The organism is Xenorhabdus sp. TS4 (genome assembly GCF_014467265.1).
GTDB lineage: Bacteria > Pseudomonadota > Gammaproteobacteria > Enterobacterales > Enterobacteriaceae > Xenorhabdus > Xenorhabdus ehlersii.
In genome coordinates, this window is record NZ_NKHQ01000003.1 from 31,255 (window position 1) to 47,891 (window position 16,637).

Below are 16,637 nucleotides of genomic sequence, written 5' to 3' on the forward strand. Positions count from 1 at the left end.
TAAGGAAAGAGCATGTTTTATCGTCTGTATACACTCATCATGAAAGAGTTACAGTCTCTTCTGAGAGAACCGCAAACACGGAACATTTTGATTTTAACTGTGATTATACAAATGATCCTGTTTCCGTGGGCCGCAACGCTGGAAGTCAAAAATGCCACCATTGCTATTTATAATGAGGATAAAGGACATGCATCAATTGAATTGACCCAACGGTTGGCAAAATCAAAAGCATTTCCTGATGTTATTTTGCTAACTAGTTCGCAAGAGATCCGCCCTACTCTGGATAACCGCAAGGCATTATTGCTGGTGCGCTTTCCACAAAATTTCAGTGCTGATCTCGCCAACCATAACCCGACATCAATTCAAGTTTTGTTGGATGGGCGTAATTCAAACAGTGCCCAAATTGCAGCCAACTATATCCAGCAGATTGTGATGGATTACCAAAAACAACTGTTGGGAAATGCCCCTAATTTCAATAATAGTGAACTCATTGTGCGTAACTGGTATAACGCCAATTTGGATTACAAGTGGTTCGTCGTACCGTCGCTGGTTGCCATGATTACTACGATTGGTGTTCTCATTGTCACAGCATTGTCAGTCGCCCGTGAGCGGGAACAAGGAACGCTGGATCAGTTGCTGGTCTCTCCACTGGCAACCTGGCAAATTTTCCTTGGCAAAGCCATTCCGGCATTGGTTGTGGCAACGATGCAAGCAAACATTGTTTTGCTGATTGGAACACTGTTCTATCAAATTCCTTTCGCGGGTTCATTGCTGCTATTTTATGGCTGTATGTTGATTTATGGCTTATCCCTGGTGGGTTTCGGTTTGCTGATTTCTGCTGTCTGTTCCACCCAGCAACAAGCATTTATTGGTGTATTTGTGTTTATGATGCCCGCTATTTTGCTTTCTGGTTATATCTCTCCGGTCGAGAATATGCCCGTTTGGTTACAAAACATCACCTGGATTAACCCAATCCGGCATTTTACAGATATTACCAAGCAGATTTATTTGAAAGGGGCTGATTTATCCGTTATTTGGCCAAACTTATGGCCTTTATTGGTGATTACTGCAACAACTGGGGGGATCGCTTATCGGCTGTTTCGAAGTAAGATTGCCTGATAAATTTAAAGCAGATTCGAAAGATTAAATGACCTTTTAAAAAACCCTGACAAGGCAGGGTTTTTATATCAAAAAATAATTCAATATATCAGTGACTATCGACGATCACCCAAAATACGCAACAGCATCAAGAACAGGTTAATGAAGTCCAGATACAGAGTCAGTGCACCAGTAATTGAATACTTGCGCAGGTTTTCTTTATCGTTAACATCCAATTGTTCACCCATTTCTTTCAGTTTTTGGGTATCGTATGCCGTCAAGCCAGCAAAAATTACAACACCAATATAGGTGATTGCCCACATCAACGCTGGGCTTTTCAGCCAGATATTTAGCAAAGAAGCCAGAACAATACCAATTAGCCCCATAAACAGGAAGCTACCCAGACCACTCAAACTACGTTTGGTGGTATAACCATAGATACTCAATGCACCGAACATACCCGCTGAAACAACAAATGTGCTGGCGATAGAACTACTGGTATAAACCACAAAGATACTGGAAAGTGTCAAACCCGTTAGCATAGAGTACAGCATAAACAGCCCTGTCGCCATTGCCCCACTCATTTTATGAACCAAACCAGACAGCACAAATACTAACGCAAGCTGTGCGATGATTAAGCCATAAAAAACAATAGAGCTACTGAAAATGGCGTATAAAATTTCAGGGGTATTTGCCACATACCATGCAACAAATGCAGTTAACAACAAGCCACAAGTCATCCAACCGTAGACTTGTGCCATGTAAGTTTGTATACCAGAACCAGTTTTCTGGACAATCGAATCATTAGAACGTTGATATCGATCCATGATGATTACCTTTTCATGACAATGTTTAAGGATTAAGAATGTTTAAAAATAAACAATCTATTCAAAAGTTATACATTAGCATAGAACATTAATAAAACCATCCGCCAATTAATGGCAATTTCAGTGACATATTATTTATTTGTCCAGTTTCCGAGATAGTCCGCAGAACGAACCCCCAAAAGCTGTTTTACCAGCGACTTACCGCATCCCAGTCACTCTGCCTCGCCTCTACCCAGCGCTCTCCCTCCGCAAGTGATTCTTTTTTCCAGAATGGAGCCTTAGTTTTCAGATAATCCATAATGAATTCAGCCGCCATAAAAGCCATATTGCGGTGAGAGCTGGTGACACCAACAAATACGATCTCATCTCCAGGGTACAATTCACCAATGCGATGAATAATGCTGACCCGTTGCAACGACCAACGTTGGCGGGCTTCATCAACAATTTTCTGCAACATCTTTTCTGTCATGCCAGCATAATGCTCCAGTGTTAGTGTCTTAATGGTGTCTCCTAAGTTATGGTTACGAACTTTTCCGGTAAAAGTCACAACAGCACCATCTTCATCACATTGCGAGAGCCATTGATACTCTTCACCAACACCAAATGTCTCCTGTTGGATACTGATCCGCGTATTTTCCATTTTTATCCCCCCGTAACAGGTGGGAAAAAAGCCACTTCATCATCATTATTCAGAGCATGTTCAGCGTGGACAAAAGATTGATTGACAGCAGACAACACTTTGCCTTCTTCCAATGCCAGTGCCCATCGTTCTCCCTTTTCAGTCAGTGCATGACGAAGATGCGCTACAGTTGGGTAATCATTAGGTAGTTCAAGTGAATCCGTTCCTACCAGCTCGCGAACTTGAGCAAAAAATAGTACCTTTATCATACCCCCACCTTAAAATTTTCTGATTTGCCACCACTTTTTTCCAACAAACGCACAGGCCCGATGACCATATCTTTTTGTACCGCTTTGCACATGTCATAAATTGTCAAAGCAGCCACAGATACCGCCGTCAAAGCTTCCATTTCCACACCTGTTTTCCCTGCCAAGCGGCAACAGGATTCGATTCTGACACGATTGTGTTCTGTTTGCGCTTCCAGCCGGACTTCCACTTTACTAAGCAACAGAGGATGGCACAGCGGGATCAATTCCCACGTCCGTTTCGCCGCCTGAATACCTGCAATACGAGCAGTAGCAAAAACATCTCCTTTGTGGTGATCACCAGCAATAATCATGGCCAAGGTTTCAGCCTGCATTTCAACAAATGCTTCTGCCCGTGCTTCACGCACAGTTTCTGATTTGGTAGAAATATCTACCATATGAGCTTCACCCGAAGTATTGATATGGGTTAATTGAGACATTTTACATTCCTAAAAATAGCACCTAAAACGGCTTCCGAAAAATACAGGCTAACCGCCAATAAAAGAAAGATTAGGAGTGATCCCGCTGTCTCCTTGATGTAAAAAGTGAGTTTCACGCTTATGGTGCAACCCACCTTGAATACGTAGTTTCAGGGCATCAAGCGATACGTTATCAGACAATAAATCACGCAATGGAATACCCTGTTCACCAAATAAGCACAAATGCAGATTGCCAATTGCTGATACCCTCAGACGGTTGCAGCTTTGGCAAAAGTCTTTTTCATACGGCATGATAAGGCCAATTTCTCCCTGAGAATCGGGATGACGAAAAACTTGCGCCGGCCCATCACTTCGCGCACGTTGCTGTTGTTGCCATCCCTGTTGTAGCAGTTTGCGGCGGATCACTTCTCCAGAAAGATGATGACGATAAAAAATGGCACGACCTTCCCCCGTTTCCATCAATTCAATAAAACGCAACTGGATAGGACGATGTTTAATCCAATCAAGAAAGGCTGGCAGGTTGGTATCATTCACATTCTTCATCAACACGACATTGACTTTCACTGTGTTGAACCCCGCCTCAAAAGCCGCGTCAATGCCACGCATAATCTGGAAAAATTTATCTTGTCCGGTAATAGCGTAAAATTGGCGGGGATCCAAACTATCAACACTCACATTAATCACTGTCAGGCCAGCCAATTTCCATTGAGAAACATCCCGCTCCATACGGTAACCATTCGTTGTGACAGCAATTTTTTTGATTTGTGGATTTTCATGAACCGCAGCGATGATGTCGCAGAAATCACGGCGCATGGTTGGTTCTCCTCCAGTTAAACGAATTTTTTCTGTGCCAAGTTCAGCAAATGCCCGGCTAACCCGACGAATTTCTGGCAGGGAAAGGAATGATTTATGGCCATGAGGCCGGTATCCATCAGGCAGGCAATATGTGCAACGGAAGTTACACACATCGGTAATAGACAATCTCAAGTAATAGAACTTGCGCGAGAATGCATCTACGAGTTGTTCCACAATAACACCTTCCAAGTACGGGAGATGCTGGCATTTCTACCTTGCATCCTGGTGACTCAGGAGCCACGGCCAGAGCATCATATCAATGTGATATCCATTTGATAGAACAGCGACTTAGACACAGAGGCTAGGGGTTAATATCAGTTAAATTTTATATGAACCTAAAATAAAAAGCTAATTCCTGATCCGATATATACCTTATTATACAACGAGTTAACTAAACGCGATAACATCAGCGCCCTACAGTGTTTCCAGGCTATCTATTCGCAATGATCGCATAGCATCGCATCAATTTCTGGAAGCATCATATTTTGTGATAAATTACACGAGATTTATTAAAGCCCCTATGTTTAGCCAATAACAGGAATCCTATGCGAAATCGCACATTAGCTGATTTGGATCGCGTTGTCGCCCTCGGCGGCGGTCATGGACTCGGACGCGTTATGTCTTCCCTTTCTTCTCTCGGAGCACGCCTGACAGGAATTGTAACGACAACGGATAATGGGGGTTCAACTGGTAGAATACGGCGCTCGGAAGGCGGGATTGCATGGGGAGATATGCGCAATTGTCTGAATCAGTTAATCACGGAACCGACCATTGCTTCTGCCATGTTTGAATATCGGTTCAGTGGCAATGGCGAATTATCTGGACATAATTTAGGCAACTTAATGTTGAAAGCCCTTGATCATTTAAGTGTCCGTCCTCTTGAGGCAATTAACCTGCTCCGCAATTTACTGAAAGTCAATGCACAGTTGATTCCTATGTCAGAACAACCGGTTGATTTAATGGCTGTCGATGAGCAAGGCAATACTGTGTATGGTGAAGTGAATATCGATCAACTTAATTGTGTACCACAAGAACTATTGCTTTACCCTCACGTCAATGCCACTAAAGAAGCACTGGATGCTATTGAGCAAGCAGATTTGATTTTGATCGGCCCAGGCAGCTTTTTCACCAGCCTAATGCCGTTGTTGCTATTGGAGGATTTAACACAATCCTTACGACGCAGTAATGCAAACATGATTTATATCGGTAACTTAGGGAAAGAACTTAGTCACGCTGCTGCCAATCTATCATTAAAAGATAAACTTACCATCATGGAGAATAAGATTGGTCGCAAGATGATTAATGCGCTGATTGTCGGCCCGCGTACCGATATCAGCCCTTTCAGTGACCGCATTGTGACACAACAGGTTTTGGAAGCGCAGGATATCCCTTACCGTCACGATCGTGAATTATTGCGCCAGGCAATTGAGCATACTCTGCAAAAATTGGGTTAGCATTTCAATCCACTGACAAACTCTATTTAAAATAATGGGGTTTGTCTTTATTTATGATAAATACTGTTATCCATCATTAATCATGTTAAATAGTAATTAATTTATCATCAATGACCTGATAAACAAGCCTAAAACCAGAAGCACGTAATTTTACTTTATAACAATTGGGCATTCCACTGAGTTTAAGAGAAGGAATATGTGGATTTTCACATAACTTCTTTAGTTTCTTAACAAATTGTCGCGGAATATAGTGCTATCCAGTCTAGCCCACTCTTTTGCAGCATCTTCCCTAAATTTGACCGTATAAATCATCAATACTGATCCAAATCCACATCAATTAGAGGCTGATTTTCACGCTCCTGCACTATCTTGACTAATTCCCGATCATCCAAAGCATCCAACATTTTTTCATACAGTTCCGCAGGAACACAATAAAATGCAGGTTGATTTCTATTCAATATAGCAACTGGAGAGCCCCCTCCAGCACTGACAATCGCCATGGGGTTACGTTTTAACTCACTAACACTGGCCCTCATGTCACTCAAAATAATAGCAGCCATAATCCCTCCAAAAGACCAGTTAACAAGTCACGATGAATCACATAGACACGGATATACATTTTCAGGAATTGGTAATAAATTGCGCCCGCAATGCCTGAACCTGGTCACGAATATTGGCTGCTTGTTCAAATTCGAGATCCCGTGCATGTTGGTACATTTTCTCTTCCAGCACACGGATTTTTCTCTCCAGCTCTTTCGCCGACAGGTTGCGGTAATCATCTGTATCCAAGGTAACTTTACTTTTTCCTTTGGCCTTCCCTTTGCCATTAATCGGCTGACCAATTTTCAGGATATCACCAATTTTTTTCTTCAAACCTTGCGGAACGATGCCGTGCTCTTGGTTAAATGCCTGCTGTTTGGCGCGACGGCGTTCTGTTTCTTCAATAGCCCTTGCCATCGAATTCGTAATTTTGTCACCATATAAAATGGCCTTACCATGCAGGTTACGTGCTGCACGACCAATGGTCTGGATCAAGGAGCGTTCTGAACGAAGGAAACCTTCTTTATCTGCGTCCAAAATTGCCACGAGGGAAACTTCCGGCATATCCAGGCCTTCACGCAATAAATTGATACCAACCAAAACATCAAATTCACCAAGACGAAGATCACGGATAATTTCCACTCGCTCTACGGTATCAATGTCAGAATGGAGATAACGCACTCGCTCGCCATGCTCTTCCAAATACTCAGTCAAGTCTTCCGCCATGCGTTTGGTTAAGGTTGTGACCAACACTCGCTCATTGTTTACCGCACGGATACGAATTTCAGACAGCAGATCATCGACCTGAGTTGCCACCGGTCGAACTTCAACTTCAGGGTCAATTAACCCCGTTGGACGCACAACTTGCTCAACAACTTCGTGGCCAGATTTTTCTAATTCATAATTGCCGGGCGTGGCTGAAACATAAATGCTCTGCGGAGCCAGGGCCTCAAATTCCTCAAACCGCAACGGGCGGTTATCCAGCGCTGACGGCAAACGGAAGCCATATTCCACCAATGTTTCCTTGCGTGAGCGATCCCCTCGGTACATTCCACCAATCTGTGGAATAGTGACGTGGGATTCATCCACCACCAGCAAACCATCTGCCGGCAGGTAATCAAACAGCGTTGGGGGGGGATCACCAGCAGAACGTCCAGACAGATAACGGGAGTAGTTTTCAATACCAGAGCAGTAGCCCAATTCATTCATCATTTCGAGATCGAATTGTGTTCGCTGGGTGACACGCTGTTCTTCCAATAGCTTGTCTGACGCTAACAAAATCTTGCGCCGTTGTTCCAGCTCAATCTTGATCTCCTCCATCGCCTGAAGGATACGTTCACGCGGTGTAACATAATGGGTCTTGGGATAGATGGTATAACGCGGCACATGGTACTCGACCTGTCCCGTCAGCGGATCAAACTGGGACAGGCGTTCGACTTCATCATCAAACAATTCTACGCGCAAAGCACGTTCATCCGATTCTGCGGGGAAAATATCGATGACTTCACCACGTACCCGAAATGTTCCGCGCTGGAATGCCTGATCATTACGGGTATATTGCAGTTCCGCTAAACGACGCAAGATGGCACGCTGGTCAATTAACATGCCCTCAGTTAAATGAAGCATCATTTTCAAATAACTATCAGGATCACCTAAACCGTAAATCGCAGAGACAGAAGCCACGACGACGACATCACGACGTTCCAGCAAGGCTTTCGTTGCGGACAGCCGCATCTGTTCAATATGTTCATTCACTGACGCATCTTTTTCAATAAAGGTATCGGAACTGGGTACATAGGCTTCTGGTTGGTAATAATCGTAATAGGAAACAAAATACTCCACTGCATTCTCAGGGAAAAACGCTTTCATTTCACTATAGAGCTGTGCCGCCAGTGTTTTATTGGGGGCAAGGATCATAGTGGGTCGATTTAAGTTTGCGATAACATTGGCAATCGTGAAAGTTTTACCCGATCCCGTAACTCCCAGAAGGGTTTGATGGGCCAGTCCATCTTCCAGTCCTTCCTGTAACTGCCTGATGGCCGATGGCTGATCGCCTGCCGGCTTAAAATCAGAATGTAACTTAAATACCTTATTTATTTCTTTGCTCATTTTCCCCACGCCATCCATACATCGACAAAATTCTTTTTATCATACTGGATAAAAAACCAGCTTCAAGTAAGTTGGCAAAATAATGTTATTGCTCGGATGTTATTAATCTTATAATTTTAACCTTTCATTAACATTAAAGGTGGCTATTTTTATCCCCAGATAATGATCTTACTTTTTTCTATTTTTGTATTAATGACTGAAATGATAAAGCACTGAATAGCAAAGAGATACAAAAAGGATTTGATTTTATTTAACGTATTGATTTTGATTATAAAAAAATCCAAGTAGAGAATAACAACAAATCTGGCGCAAGCCGCGTATTGCCTTGCACGAGGATACTTTTCTAAAACTAATACACAAGGTTATCCACAGGAATAGTGGATAACTCAGCAAAACCTATTAAGCATGGGTAGTTGCGGAGTTATCCCCACTTATAAATTTTTTCAATAGTGGAATATTTTTATGCTGCTTTGGGATTGACTCACGCTATTTGTTGATCAAAATTGGCTCAATCGTTGTTGAAATAAAACATCTTCTACGTAAGAACATCGATTAAAGAACAGCTCTAAACATCAATTTTAACTAACCCAAAGTAAACAATTAGTTAACCAAAGAATCAATAGTAATATATTTTCCTAGGTTATTTTTATCATATGATCCACTCAGATGAGGAATAACGCCTAGTAAAGGTGCGGGGATCATGCGCTCCAGTGTCTCCAGATAGGCAACCTGATGCTTGCCGGCTGGTTCAATTTCATTGGCAACCCAGCCTGCTAACTTTAGTCCAGCATACTGAATTGCCTTTGCGGTTAATACAGCATGGTTGATACAGCCCAATTTGACACCAACTGTCAAAATTACCGGTAAATTCTCCTGGATCACCCAATCGGCAAAAGTCGTATTTTCCGATAATGGCGTATACCATCCTCCTGCGCCCTCAACCAAAACCCAGTCAGATTTTTTTACCAGTACAGCCAAACCTTCCGATAAAACGGAAAAATCTATTGGTTGATTAAGTTCCGCACTTACAATGTGTGGCGATGTCGGTTCCATAAATACCAGAGGATTCACTTCCTGATAAGTTAGTGACACCGTGCTATTACGCTGTAAGGCCAGTGCATCACTATTACGAATTCCTTCTGATGTCATTTTACTTCCTGATGCCACAGGTTTATAACCGGCAGTCAAATATCCCTTCTTATTAGCAGCTTGCAGCAGAGCACAACTCACCACTGTTTTACCTACTTCAGTATCAGTTCCTGTAAGAAAATATTTACTTGTCACAATAAATGACTCCAAAAACAATTTGATAGCTTAATGGGTAATCCCCATTGTTTCGCGGGTATGCTTCTGCAAGGGTATTTAGACGTTTTCTCGTCATCAATCCCTGCTGACGACCATGATGAAGGTGTGTTGCACCAATCCCTTTTAGAGAATTCAGTAAGGGCAACAGTTGTGGATAGCGCTGGTAATATTTCCGATCAATAACTTTATGTCGATAGGGTTGACATGCCTGGATAATTATTTGCAATGGCAGAAATTGATTAATATGCCGATAATCATCCACTCGCGCCCACGCAGTTGCTAATTCATTCAGTGAACCCTGTGCAAGCGTGGAAAATACAATCAGCCCACCGGGACGGGTAACACGATAAAATTCGCGCAACGCACATGACAAATCATTGCACCATTGTACCACCAGGTTGCTGAAACAGATGTCGACGCTGTTATCCGCTAACCCCAAATGTTCAATATCTCCTTGCAAATAATAATCAGCAACGTGCTGCCCTTTTGCCTGGCCCAACATACCGGAAGCCAGATCCAGTGCGATAACTTGTTTACCCTGCTGTTTCCAACGAGCACTGAAAAAACCGGTTCCGCACCCTGCATCCAATACCCGCATACCGATATCTTCCGCTTGTGCCAATCCCATCAAATACTCACCGGTTTGCTGTTGCAACTTAGCCACAGTGTCATATTTGGCAGCCGCACGTCCAAAAGCACCGGCGATCGCTTCCTTGTCAACGGCTTTAACAACCAGAGCCATGCAACGCCTCCAGTAATGCATCAATGTCGTGTCGGGTATGGTTTGCTGTCAATGTAATACGCAATCGCGCACTGTCAGTGGGAACAGTGGGTGGAAGTATCGCTTTAACCCACACTTTTTGTTGCTTAAGTACATAAGACAGTGCGGTACAACGCTCATTGTCACCAACGATCAACGGCTGAATGGCCGTTTCTGAATTCATCAATACAAAAGGCAGATGCTGTGCTTCGCGACAAAAATAACGGATGTTGCTTTGCAACCGCTGACGCAATTCATCCCCAGCCCTGATTTGTCGTACTGCTTCGGACAGGGCCACTGCCTGCGCAGGTGGCATTGAGGTGCTGTAAATCAGATGCCTGGCATATTGGAGCAGGTATTCTGCGGTTTGTTCATCGCATAAAATTGCAGCTCCACTCAATCCAAATGCCTTGCCAAAAGTGACAATCAGAATCTCCGGTTTAACATTTTGCATCCAGCAACTGCCGCGCCCTTCATCACCGTGAATGCCGATACCGTGAGCATCATCCACCATCAACCAACTTGCCGTCGATTTCGCTTGCTGTGCAATAACGTTAAGTGGTGCATAATCTCCATCCATGCTAAAAACCCCTTCCGTGACCACCAGCGTTTTACCGAGACACGCTTTTGTCAAATGTTGCTGCAAAGATCCCATATCATTGTGCAAAAAACGCCGAAGTTGTGCAGGAGAGTGCATTGCTGCTTCGAGCAACGACGCATGGCTCAGGCGATCAGCAATAATGCGATCTTCCCTTTCCATCAAGGCCGTAATCACCCCCTGATTAGCGGCATAACCGGAAATGAAAAGTAAAGCGCAAGGGTATCCCAACCATTCAGCCAATTGTTGCTCCAGAGTATGATGTGCCGCAGTGTAGCCCGTAACATGCCCTGAACCGCCACTGCCTACACCATATTGCTGGGCGCCTTGCTGCCAGGCAGCAATAATCTGGGGATGTTGGCTCAGCCCAAGATAATCGTTACTGGAAAAATTAAGATATTGGCCGTCCGAAGTGGACAATAAACGTCCATCAGATCCGTAATGGACTTGCCTGTTACGCCATAGCGGGGTGCCCTGACGTTTGGCCAAACGTCGGGAGAGAAAGTCTGACCAACTCATCATATTGCCGCATTATAGAATTGTTCGTTATCAGCATCATGAATGATGGCTTCTGTCAAATTTTGCTGTTGTTGATTGTCACCAAATGCCGTCTTTGTCTGTTGAGGATTGATACCCAAACGGCGGAACAGTTGCAAATCTTTATCTTCATCCGGGTTTGGTGTGGTCAACAATTTACAACCGTAGAAAATAGAGTTAGCCCCTGCCATAAAGCACAGTGCCTGGGTTTGTTCATTCATCTGTTCACGTCCTGCGGATAAGCGGACGTGAGATTTTGGCATCATGATCCGTGCCACAGCAATGGTACGAATAAAATCAAAAGGATCGACATCTTCATTGTCTTCCAGTGGTGTTCCTTTGACTTTTACCAGCATATTAATTGGTACACTTTCCGGCGGCTTAGGTAGGTTTGCCAATTGCACCAATAATGCTGCCCGATCGCGAATTTGCTCACCCAAACCAACGATACCGCCGGAGCAGACTTTAATACCTGCATTTCGGATATTACCTAAAGTGTCCAGTCTGTCCTGATAACTGCGAGTGGTGATGATATTGCCGTAAAATTCTGGCGAGGTGTCCAGGTTATGGTTGTAATAGTCCAGACCTGCCTCCGCCAAACGCTGTGCCTGAGATTGGTTCAGCATTCCCAACGTCATACAGGTTTCCATTCCCAATGCCTTGACTTCCCTGACCATTTTTTCCAAATACGGCATGTCACGTTCATGCGGGTTTTTCCAGGCCGCCCCCATGCAGAAACGGGTTGAGCCCGCATTTTTCGCTTTGTACGCTGATTCAATAACTTTTTCCACTTCCATCAACCGCTCTTTTTCTAAGCCAGTTTTGTAACGGGAACTTTGTGGACAATATTTACAGTCTTCTGGACAAGCCCCCGTCTTTATCGAAAGCAGTGTACTGACCTGTACTTGTTGTGGGTCAAAATGTTCGCGATGTACCTGTTGTGCCTGAAATAATAATTCAAAAAAAGGTTTATCAAACAACGCCTGTGTTTGTCTAATTGTCCATTGTTGACGCTCGCTCACAATAACATCTCCGATGTAAAAAATGTTGTCAGTTTAAATAACCCCGTTATCATGTCAACCAAAATGAACCAAAAAAGGTTTACATCAAAGTTATTATGACTCCTTCAGATCTTGAATTTGACCAGCGCCATATTTGGCATCCGTATACCTCAATGACGGATCCACTTCCCACTTATCCTGTCGTATCAGCCACAGGTGTAGAGCTGGTTTTATCAGACGGGCGTACATTGATTGATGGTATGTCTTCATGGTGGGCGGCTATCCACGGTTATAATCATCCTGCCCTCAATGAGGCAGCAAAATCACAAATCGATAAGATGTCCCATGTTATGTTCGGTGGCATAACTCACCCTCCCGCGATTGCACTGTGCAAACAATTGGTGGCAATGACACCTGATTCTTTGGAGTGTGTTTTTTTGGCGGATTCAGGCTCTGTCGCTGTAGAAGTCGCCCTGAAAATGGCATTGCAATATTGGCAAGCCAAAAGGAAAAAACGCCATCGTTTCCTGACCCTGCGTCATGGTTATCATGGTGATACTTTTGGAGCCATGTCTGTCTGCGATCCAGACAACTCCATGCATAATCTGTACAAAGGCCATCTCCCCAATCATCTGTTTGCCGATGCTCCGCAATGCCAGTTTGATGATGAATGGCAAGCAGAGGATATCGATTCTTTAAAACGATTATTGCTGCAATATCATGATGAAATAGCCGCTGTGATTTTAGAGCCTATTGTTCAGGGTGCTGGCGGGATGCGGATTTATCATCCTGAATATCTACGCCAGGTTCGTCAGCTTTGTAATGAATATCAGATATTGTTAATTGCAGATGAGATAGCGACCGGATTTGGACGGACTGGCAAGCTATTCGCCTGTGAACATGCACAGATCGAACCCGATATATTGTGCTTAGGCAAGGCATTGACGGGGGGATATATGACATTGTCCGCAACACTGACTACCCGCCACGTTGCTGAAACTATCAGCCAAGGTGAAGCGGGCTGTTTTATGCATGGCCCAACTTTTATGGGAAATCCTCTGGCTTGTGCCGTCGCCAGTGCCAATCTGAAATTGCTCGCTGATAGCCCGTGGCAACAGCGTATTCAATCAATTGAAACTCAATTAAAAGCAGAACTATTTCCCCTCAAATCACACAGTTTAGTCAAAGATGTTCGGGTGTTGGGCGCGATAGGTGTGGTTGAAATGAAACAGCCCGTAAATGTCGCTTCATTGCAACGCCATTTTGTTCAACATGGTGTATGGATCAGGCCATTTGGTCGGTTAATTTACCTGATGCCACCTTATATTATTCAAACAGAACAGCTAGCAAGACTGATAAAGGCAATTACTGATGCAATAAATTAAATAAGAATATATCCAGTCATATATCTCATTATATGACTGGAATAAAATTCATTTCCAAACGTCAATCACTGACAAATATTAATTACCAAAACAGAGGCTATTACATCACCTAAAAATAAATTATTTGGTATATTCATGACGTCACCACACTTATTTAAATAAAGAGGAAAATATCATGAATACAGAAAATTTAATCACACCTTCTAATGAAGAAATGCAAGATGTATTTGAACTATCTAAAAACAGGTATGAACAAGAAATTTTACATTATGAAAATCTGGCAAAAGAAAAGCCTGAATTAGCCCATCTGTTTGCAGAAACTGTCAAACCAGATTCATTAACCAGCTCTGCCCTGCAACAAACAGAATTTATCAGTGGGCATTTTAACATTAACACATATCATCAATATGGCAGTTATCCCTTTATACAGGTATCTTCTTACCCTGCCATCATTGGACATCAACCAAATATAGGTAAAAAAACCAATTTCAATGGCTATATTCAGGGAGGATATAATACACCACTATTGAATTTTAATAATATTCATCTTGGCGGCGTCGTAAAATATCCTTATTCCATTATCAACACTCCATTAAATATTCAACTTTATATTTATCCAAGAAATATTATATTACGTCTTTTAAAAGGAAATGTTTATTTGGGAGATTTATATTCTGTACAACAGAATCACATATTAATCACATATCCTATTGTTTTATCTGGTATCGGAACTTTTAATTTGATCCAACATCAATAAATTTTATTAATTTTTTATCTTAAGTGGCAAAGGCGTATTCTCCAGTCACATAGGTTGCTATGTGACTGGAATCCTAAGTTTATAGTGACAATACCGTCACCCACATCGGGCCTTTGCCAACCGGATAGCGCGCCAGTTGCGTTAATTCCCCCGAATATTTGTCAATACGCGATACTGAAATATGGTCCGATTTCTGCCCCGATGCAATCAGGAAACGACCACTGTGATCAATGGCAAAACCACGAGGCTGAGTCTCTGTCGGATAATGCCCGACTAATGTCAGGTGATAACCATCTTCTGAAACGCGGAAATGGCTGATCAGGCTCTCTGAACGCTCACTGGTATAAAGGTGCCGACCATCCGGTGTAATGTGAATATCAGCCGACCAACGAACGTTGGAAAAATCTGTTGGTAACGAATCAATTGATTGCACAATACGATATTTTTCCCATTGACGCAGAACATCAACAGTTGAATCCAATTCATTAATGCAATAGGTGGCCTGTTTTTCCGGATGGAATGCCATATGACGGGGGCCTGCACCTGCTGCGGCCGTAATTTCATCTGTCCGGCTTTCTGTCAGATAACCCTGCTCATCCAAATTAAAAATACGAATATGATCTTCTTTCAGACAAGGAACCAACAATTGACGATTTTCCCGATCAATATTAGCAGAGTGTGGCGCTTGCAAACCTTCTACAATTTGGCCTGGTGCTTTAACGATCCCATGTTCATCAATAGGATGGACGCTTAAGTTATTGAAGCTGTAAGAAACAGAAAATAAAAAACGCCCTGTTCTGTCAGTGGATATATGAGTTGGGCTACCCGGCAATGGTGCAATGGCTTGCTGTTCAAGACATCCATCTACCCCAATTGCATAAGTTACGATACTAAATTGAGGACGAATTCCCACATATAAGTGCTTGCCATCAGGATTGACAACCATTGGCTGTACTTCACCTGGCACATTTACGGTCTGGAGAAGCGAAAGTTCCCCTGTCACATTAAGCGACCATACGTGAATTTGTCGGCTATTTGGGCTGGCTGTATAAACCACCTGTTTCATGTTCTCTCCTTAATGCTTCATTGCCATTTCATTGATCTGTAAAGATTCTGGAAAAATCTTAACTACTAAACTGCCTATATGACGGTTTAACTATATTCAACTAACGTATAATATTTTGTTGATATCATAGACAACTTAGAGGCCAACCCATGTCGTATCGCGTTATCGCACTGGATCTAGATGGAACTCTGCTCGATCCACAAAAACGTATTCTGCCAGAATCACTGGCAGCCCTAAATGAAGCCAGCCAATCAGGTATCAAAGTTTTGATTGTAACCGGACGCCATCATGTCGCCATCCATCCTTTCTATCAAGCATTGCAACTCGATACGCCTGCCATCTGCTGCAATGGGGCTTATTCATATGATTATCATGCAAAGAAAGTATTGGCCTCTAATCCACTCTCCGCTCAAGAAGCTTCGCAAGCACTTTCCTATCTGCAAGGCACGGAAGTTCAGCATCTGATGTATGTTGATGATGCCATTTTATATCAATTTCCTCACACTGTAGTCCGAACCCTTGCATGGTCGGATTCCTTGCCTGAACACCAGCGCCCTAATGTCCACCAAACAGATAATTTTCAAGATGCAATCCATAATGTGAATTCGATTTGGAAGTTTGCCACCAGCTCATCCAATTTAGTGAAACTGCGCGAGATTAGTGACCAAATTGAGGAAAATGTTGGCCTTGAGTGTGAATGGTCATGGTTTGATCAGGTTGATATCGCCAAGAAAGGCAATAGCAAAGGCATGCGGTTACAACAATGGGTGGAATCGCAAGGCATGAGTATGAAAGATGTGATTGCTTTTGGTGATAATTATAACGATCTCAGTATGCTGGAGAACGTTGGGTTGGGCGTCGCGATGGGTAATGGCGTTGATGCCGTCAAAGAACGCGCAGATATTGTCACACGGGACAATACCCAACCCGGCATTGCTGAAGTTCTGAGAAAATACGTACTGTAATTCAATCCAACGGGAG

The 16,637-nt window shown here is 43.1% G+C and carries 17 protein-coding genes, 1 pseudogene and 1 riboswitch; of the genes and pseudogenes, 5 read left to right on the forward strand and 13 right to left on the reverse strand.

Annotated elements, in window-relative coordinates; translation table 11 throughout:
* Window positions 1-12 precede the first annotated feature (12 nt).
* Entirely contained in the window at window positions 13-1,119 is a 1,107-nt protein-coding gene (locus Xets_RS02205) for an ABC transporter permease (RefSeq protein WP_187651102.1), read from the forward strand.
* Between the two features lie 95 nt (window positions 1,120-1,214).
* Here Xets_RS02205 and Xets_RS02210 read toward each other — a convergent pair whose 3' ends face one another.
* The 5 genes from Xets_RS02210 to moaA form a co-directional block, all read right to left on the reverse strand.
* Window positions 1,215-1,925, reverse strand: a complete 711-nt coding sequence (locus Xets_RS02210) for a Bax inhibitor-1/YccA family protein (RefSeq protein WP_099131179.1) — start codon at window positions 1,923-1,925, stop codon at window positions 1,215-1,217.
* 187 nt (window positions 1,926-2,112) lie between these two features.
* Entirely contained in the window at window positions 2,113-2,565 is a 453-nt protein-coding gene (gene moaE / locus Xets_RS02215) for a molybdopterin synthase catalytic subunit MoaE (protein ID WP_187651103.1), read from the reverse strand.
* Between the two features lie 2 nt (window positions 2,566-2,567).
* Window positions 2,568-2,813, reverse strand: coding sequence for a molybdopterin synthase sulfur carrier subunit (gene moaD / locus Xets_RS02220; protein ID WP_099131177.1), 246 nt, complete (start codon window positions 2,811-2,813; stop codon window positions 2,568-2,570).
* Complete coding sequence (moaC, locus tag Xets_RS02225) at window positions 2,810-3,289, reverse strand: cyclic pyranopterin monophosphate synthase MoaC (RefSeq protein ID WP_099131176.1); 480 nt, start codon at window positions 3,287-3,289, stop codon at window positions 2,810-2,812. The genes moaD and moaC overlap by 4 nt, the downstream gene beginning before the upstream one ends.
* 48 nt (window positions 3,290-3,337) lie before the next feature.
* Window positions 3,338-4,321: a GTP 3',8-cyclase MoaA gene (moaA, locus tag Xets_RS02230; RefSeq protein ID WP_187651137.1), complete on the reverse strand. Its 984-nt coding sequence runs from the start codon at window positions 4,319-4,321 to the stop codon at window positions 3,338-3,340.
* Window positions 4,308-4,464, reverse strand: a riboswitch (molybdenum cofactor riboswitch). Its footprint overlaps the gene before it by 14 nt.
* 225 nt (window positions 4,465-4,689) lie before the next feature.
* On the opposite strand from moaA, the gene yvcK reads away from it, so the two are divergent.
* Window positions 4,690-5,598, forward strand: coding sequence for a uridine diphosphate-N-acetylglucosamine-binding protein YvcK (yvcK, locus tag Xets_RS02235; RefSeq protein ID WP_099131174.1), 909 nt, complete (start codon window positions 4,690-4,692; stop codon window positions 5,596-5,598).
* 94 nt (window positions 5,599-5,692) lie between these two features.
* Here the strand turns inward: yvcK and Xets_RS02240 are convergent.
* From Xets_RS02240 to bioB, 7 genes and pseudogenes are all read right to left on the reverse strand, one after another.
* A pseudogene (locus Xets_RS02240) lies at window positions 5,693-5,910 on the reverse strand (type II toxin-antitoxin system RelE/ParE family toxin); the annotation flags it as partial.
* The gene (locus Xets_RS02245) at window positions 5,910-6,158 is read right to left on the reverse strand and encodes a type II toxin-antitoxin system Phd/YefM family antitoxin (protein ID WP_099131173.1); all 249 of its coding nucleotides are present in this window, start codon (window positions 6,156-6,158) and stop codon (window positions 5,910-5,912) included. The pseudogene Xets_RS02240 and the gene Xets_RS02245, both read right to left, overlap by 1 nt.
* Before the next feature lie 61 nt (window positions 6,159-6,219).
* A complete protein-coding gene (gene uvrB / locus Xets_RS02250) occupies window positions 6,220-8,235 on the reverse strand; it encodes an excinuclease ABC subunit UvrB (protein ID WP_099131217.1) in 2,016 nt (671 codons plus the stop codon).
* A 612-nt stretch (window positions 8,236-8,847) separates the two neighbouring features.
* Window positions 8,848-9,531 (reverse strand): dethiobiotin synthase, encoded by a 684-nt coding sequence (gene bioD / locus Xets_RS02255; protein WP_099131172.1) that lies wholly within the window; start codon window positions 9,529-9,531, stop codon window positions 8,848-8,850.
* Window positions 9,521-10,294 (reverse strand): malonyl-ACP O-methyltransferase BioC, encoded by a 774-nt coding sequence (gene bioC, locus Xets_RS02260; protein ID WP_099131171.1) that lies wholly within the window; start codon window positions 10,292-10,294, stop codon window positions 9,521-9,523. The genes bioD and bioC overlap by 11 nt, the downstream gene beginning before the upstream one ends.
* Entirely contained in the window at window positions 10,278-11,429 is a 1,152-nt protein-coding gene (gene bioF / locus Xets_RS02265; protein ID WP_187651138.1) for an 8-amino-7-oxononanoate synthase, read from the reverse strand. Before bioF ends, bioC begins: the two co-directional genes overlap by 17 nt.
* Window positions 11,429-12,469 (reverse strand): biotin synthase BioB, encoded by a 1,041-nt coding sequence (bioB, locus tag Xets_RS02270; protein WP_099131169.1) that lies wholly within the window; start codon window positions 12,467-12,469, stop codon window positions 11,429-11,431. The genes bioF and bioB overlap by 1 nt, the downstream gene beginning before the upstream one ends.
* A 95-nt stretch (window positions 12,470-12,564) precedes the next feature.
* Here bioB and bioA point away from each other — a divergent pair, with 95 nt between their 5' ends.
* Both bioA and Xets_RS02280 read left to right on the forward strand, forming a co-directional pair.
* Window positions 12,565-13,833 carry an adenosylmethionine--8-amino-7-oxononanoate transaminase gene (gene bioA, locus Xets_RS02275; protein WP_187651104.1) on the forward strand — a complete coding sequence of 423 codons (1,269 nt, stop codon included), beginning with the start codon at window positions 12,565-12,567 and terminating at the stop codon, window positions 13,831-13,833.
* A 175-nt stretch (window positions 13,834-14,008) separates the two neighbouring features.
* Window positions 14,009-14,590 carry a hypothetical protein gene (locus tag Xets_RS02280; protein ID WP_187651105.1) on the forward strand — a complete coding sequence of 194 codons (582 nt, stop codon included), beginning with the start codon at window positions 14,009-14,011 and terminating at the stop codon, window positions 14,588-14,590.
* Between the two features lie 79 nt (window positions 14,591-14,669).
* Here the strand turns inward: Xets_RS02280 and pgl are convergent, their stop codons facing one another.
* Window positions 14,670-15,656, reverse strand: a complete 987-nt coding sequence (pgl, locus tag Xets_RS02285; RefSeq protein WP_187651106.1) for a 6-phosphogluconolactonase — start codon at window positions 15,654-15,656, stop codon at window positions 14,670-14,672.
* 149 nt (window positions 15,657-15,805) lie between these two features.
* Here pgl and Xets_RS02290 point away from each other — a divergent pair, with 149 nt between their 5' ends.
* On the forward strand, window positions 15,806-16,621 hold the full coding sequence (locus Xets_RS02290) for a pyridoxal phosphatase (RefSeq protein ID WP_099131165.1): 816 nt from the start codon (window positions 15,806-15,808) through the stop codon (window positions 16,619-16,621).
* The last annotated feature ends 16 nt before the right edge of the window (window positions 16,622-16,637 follow it).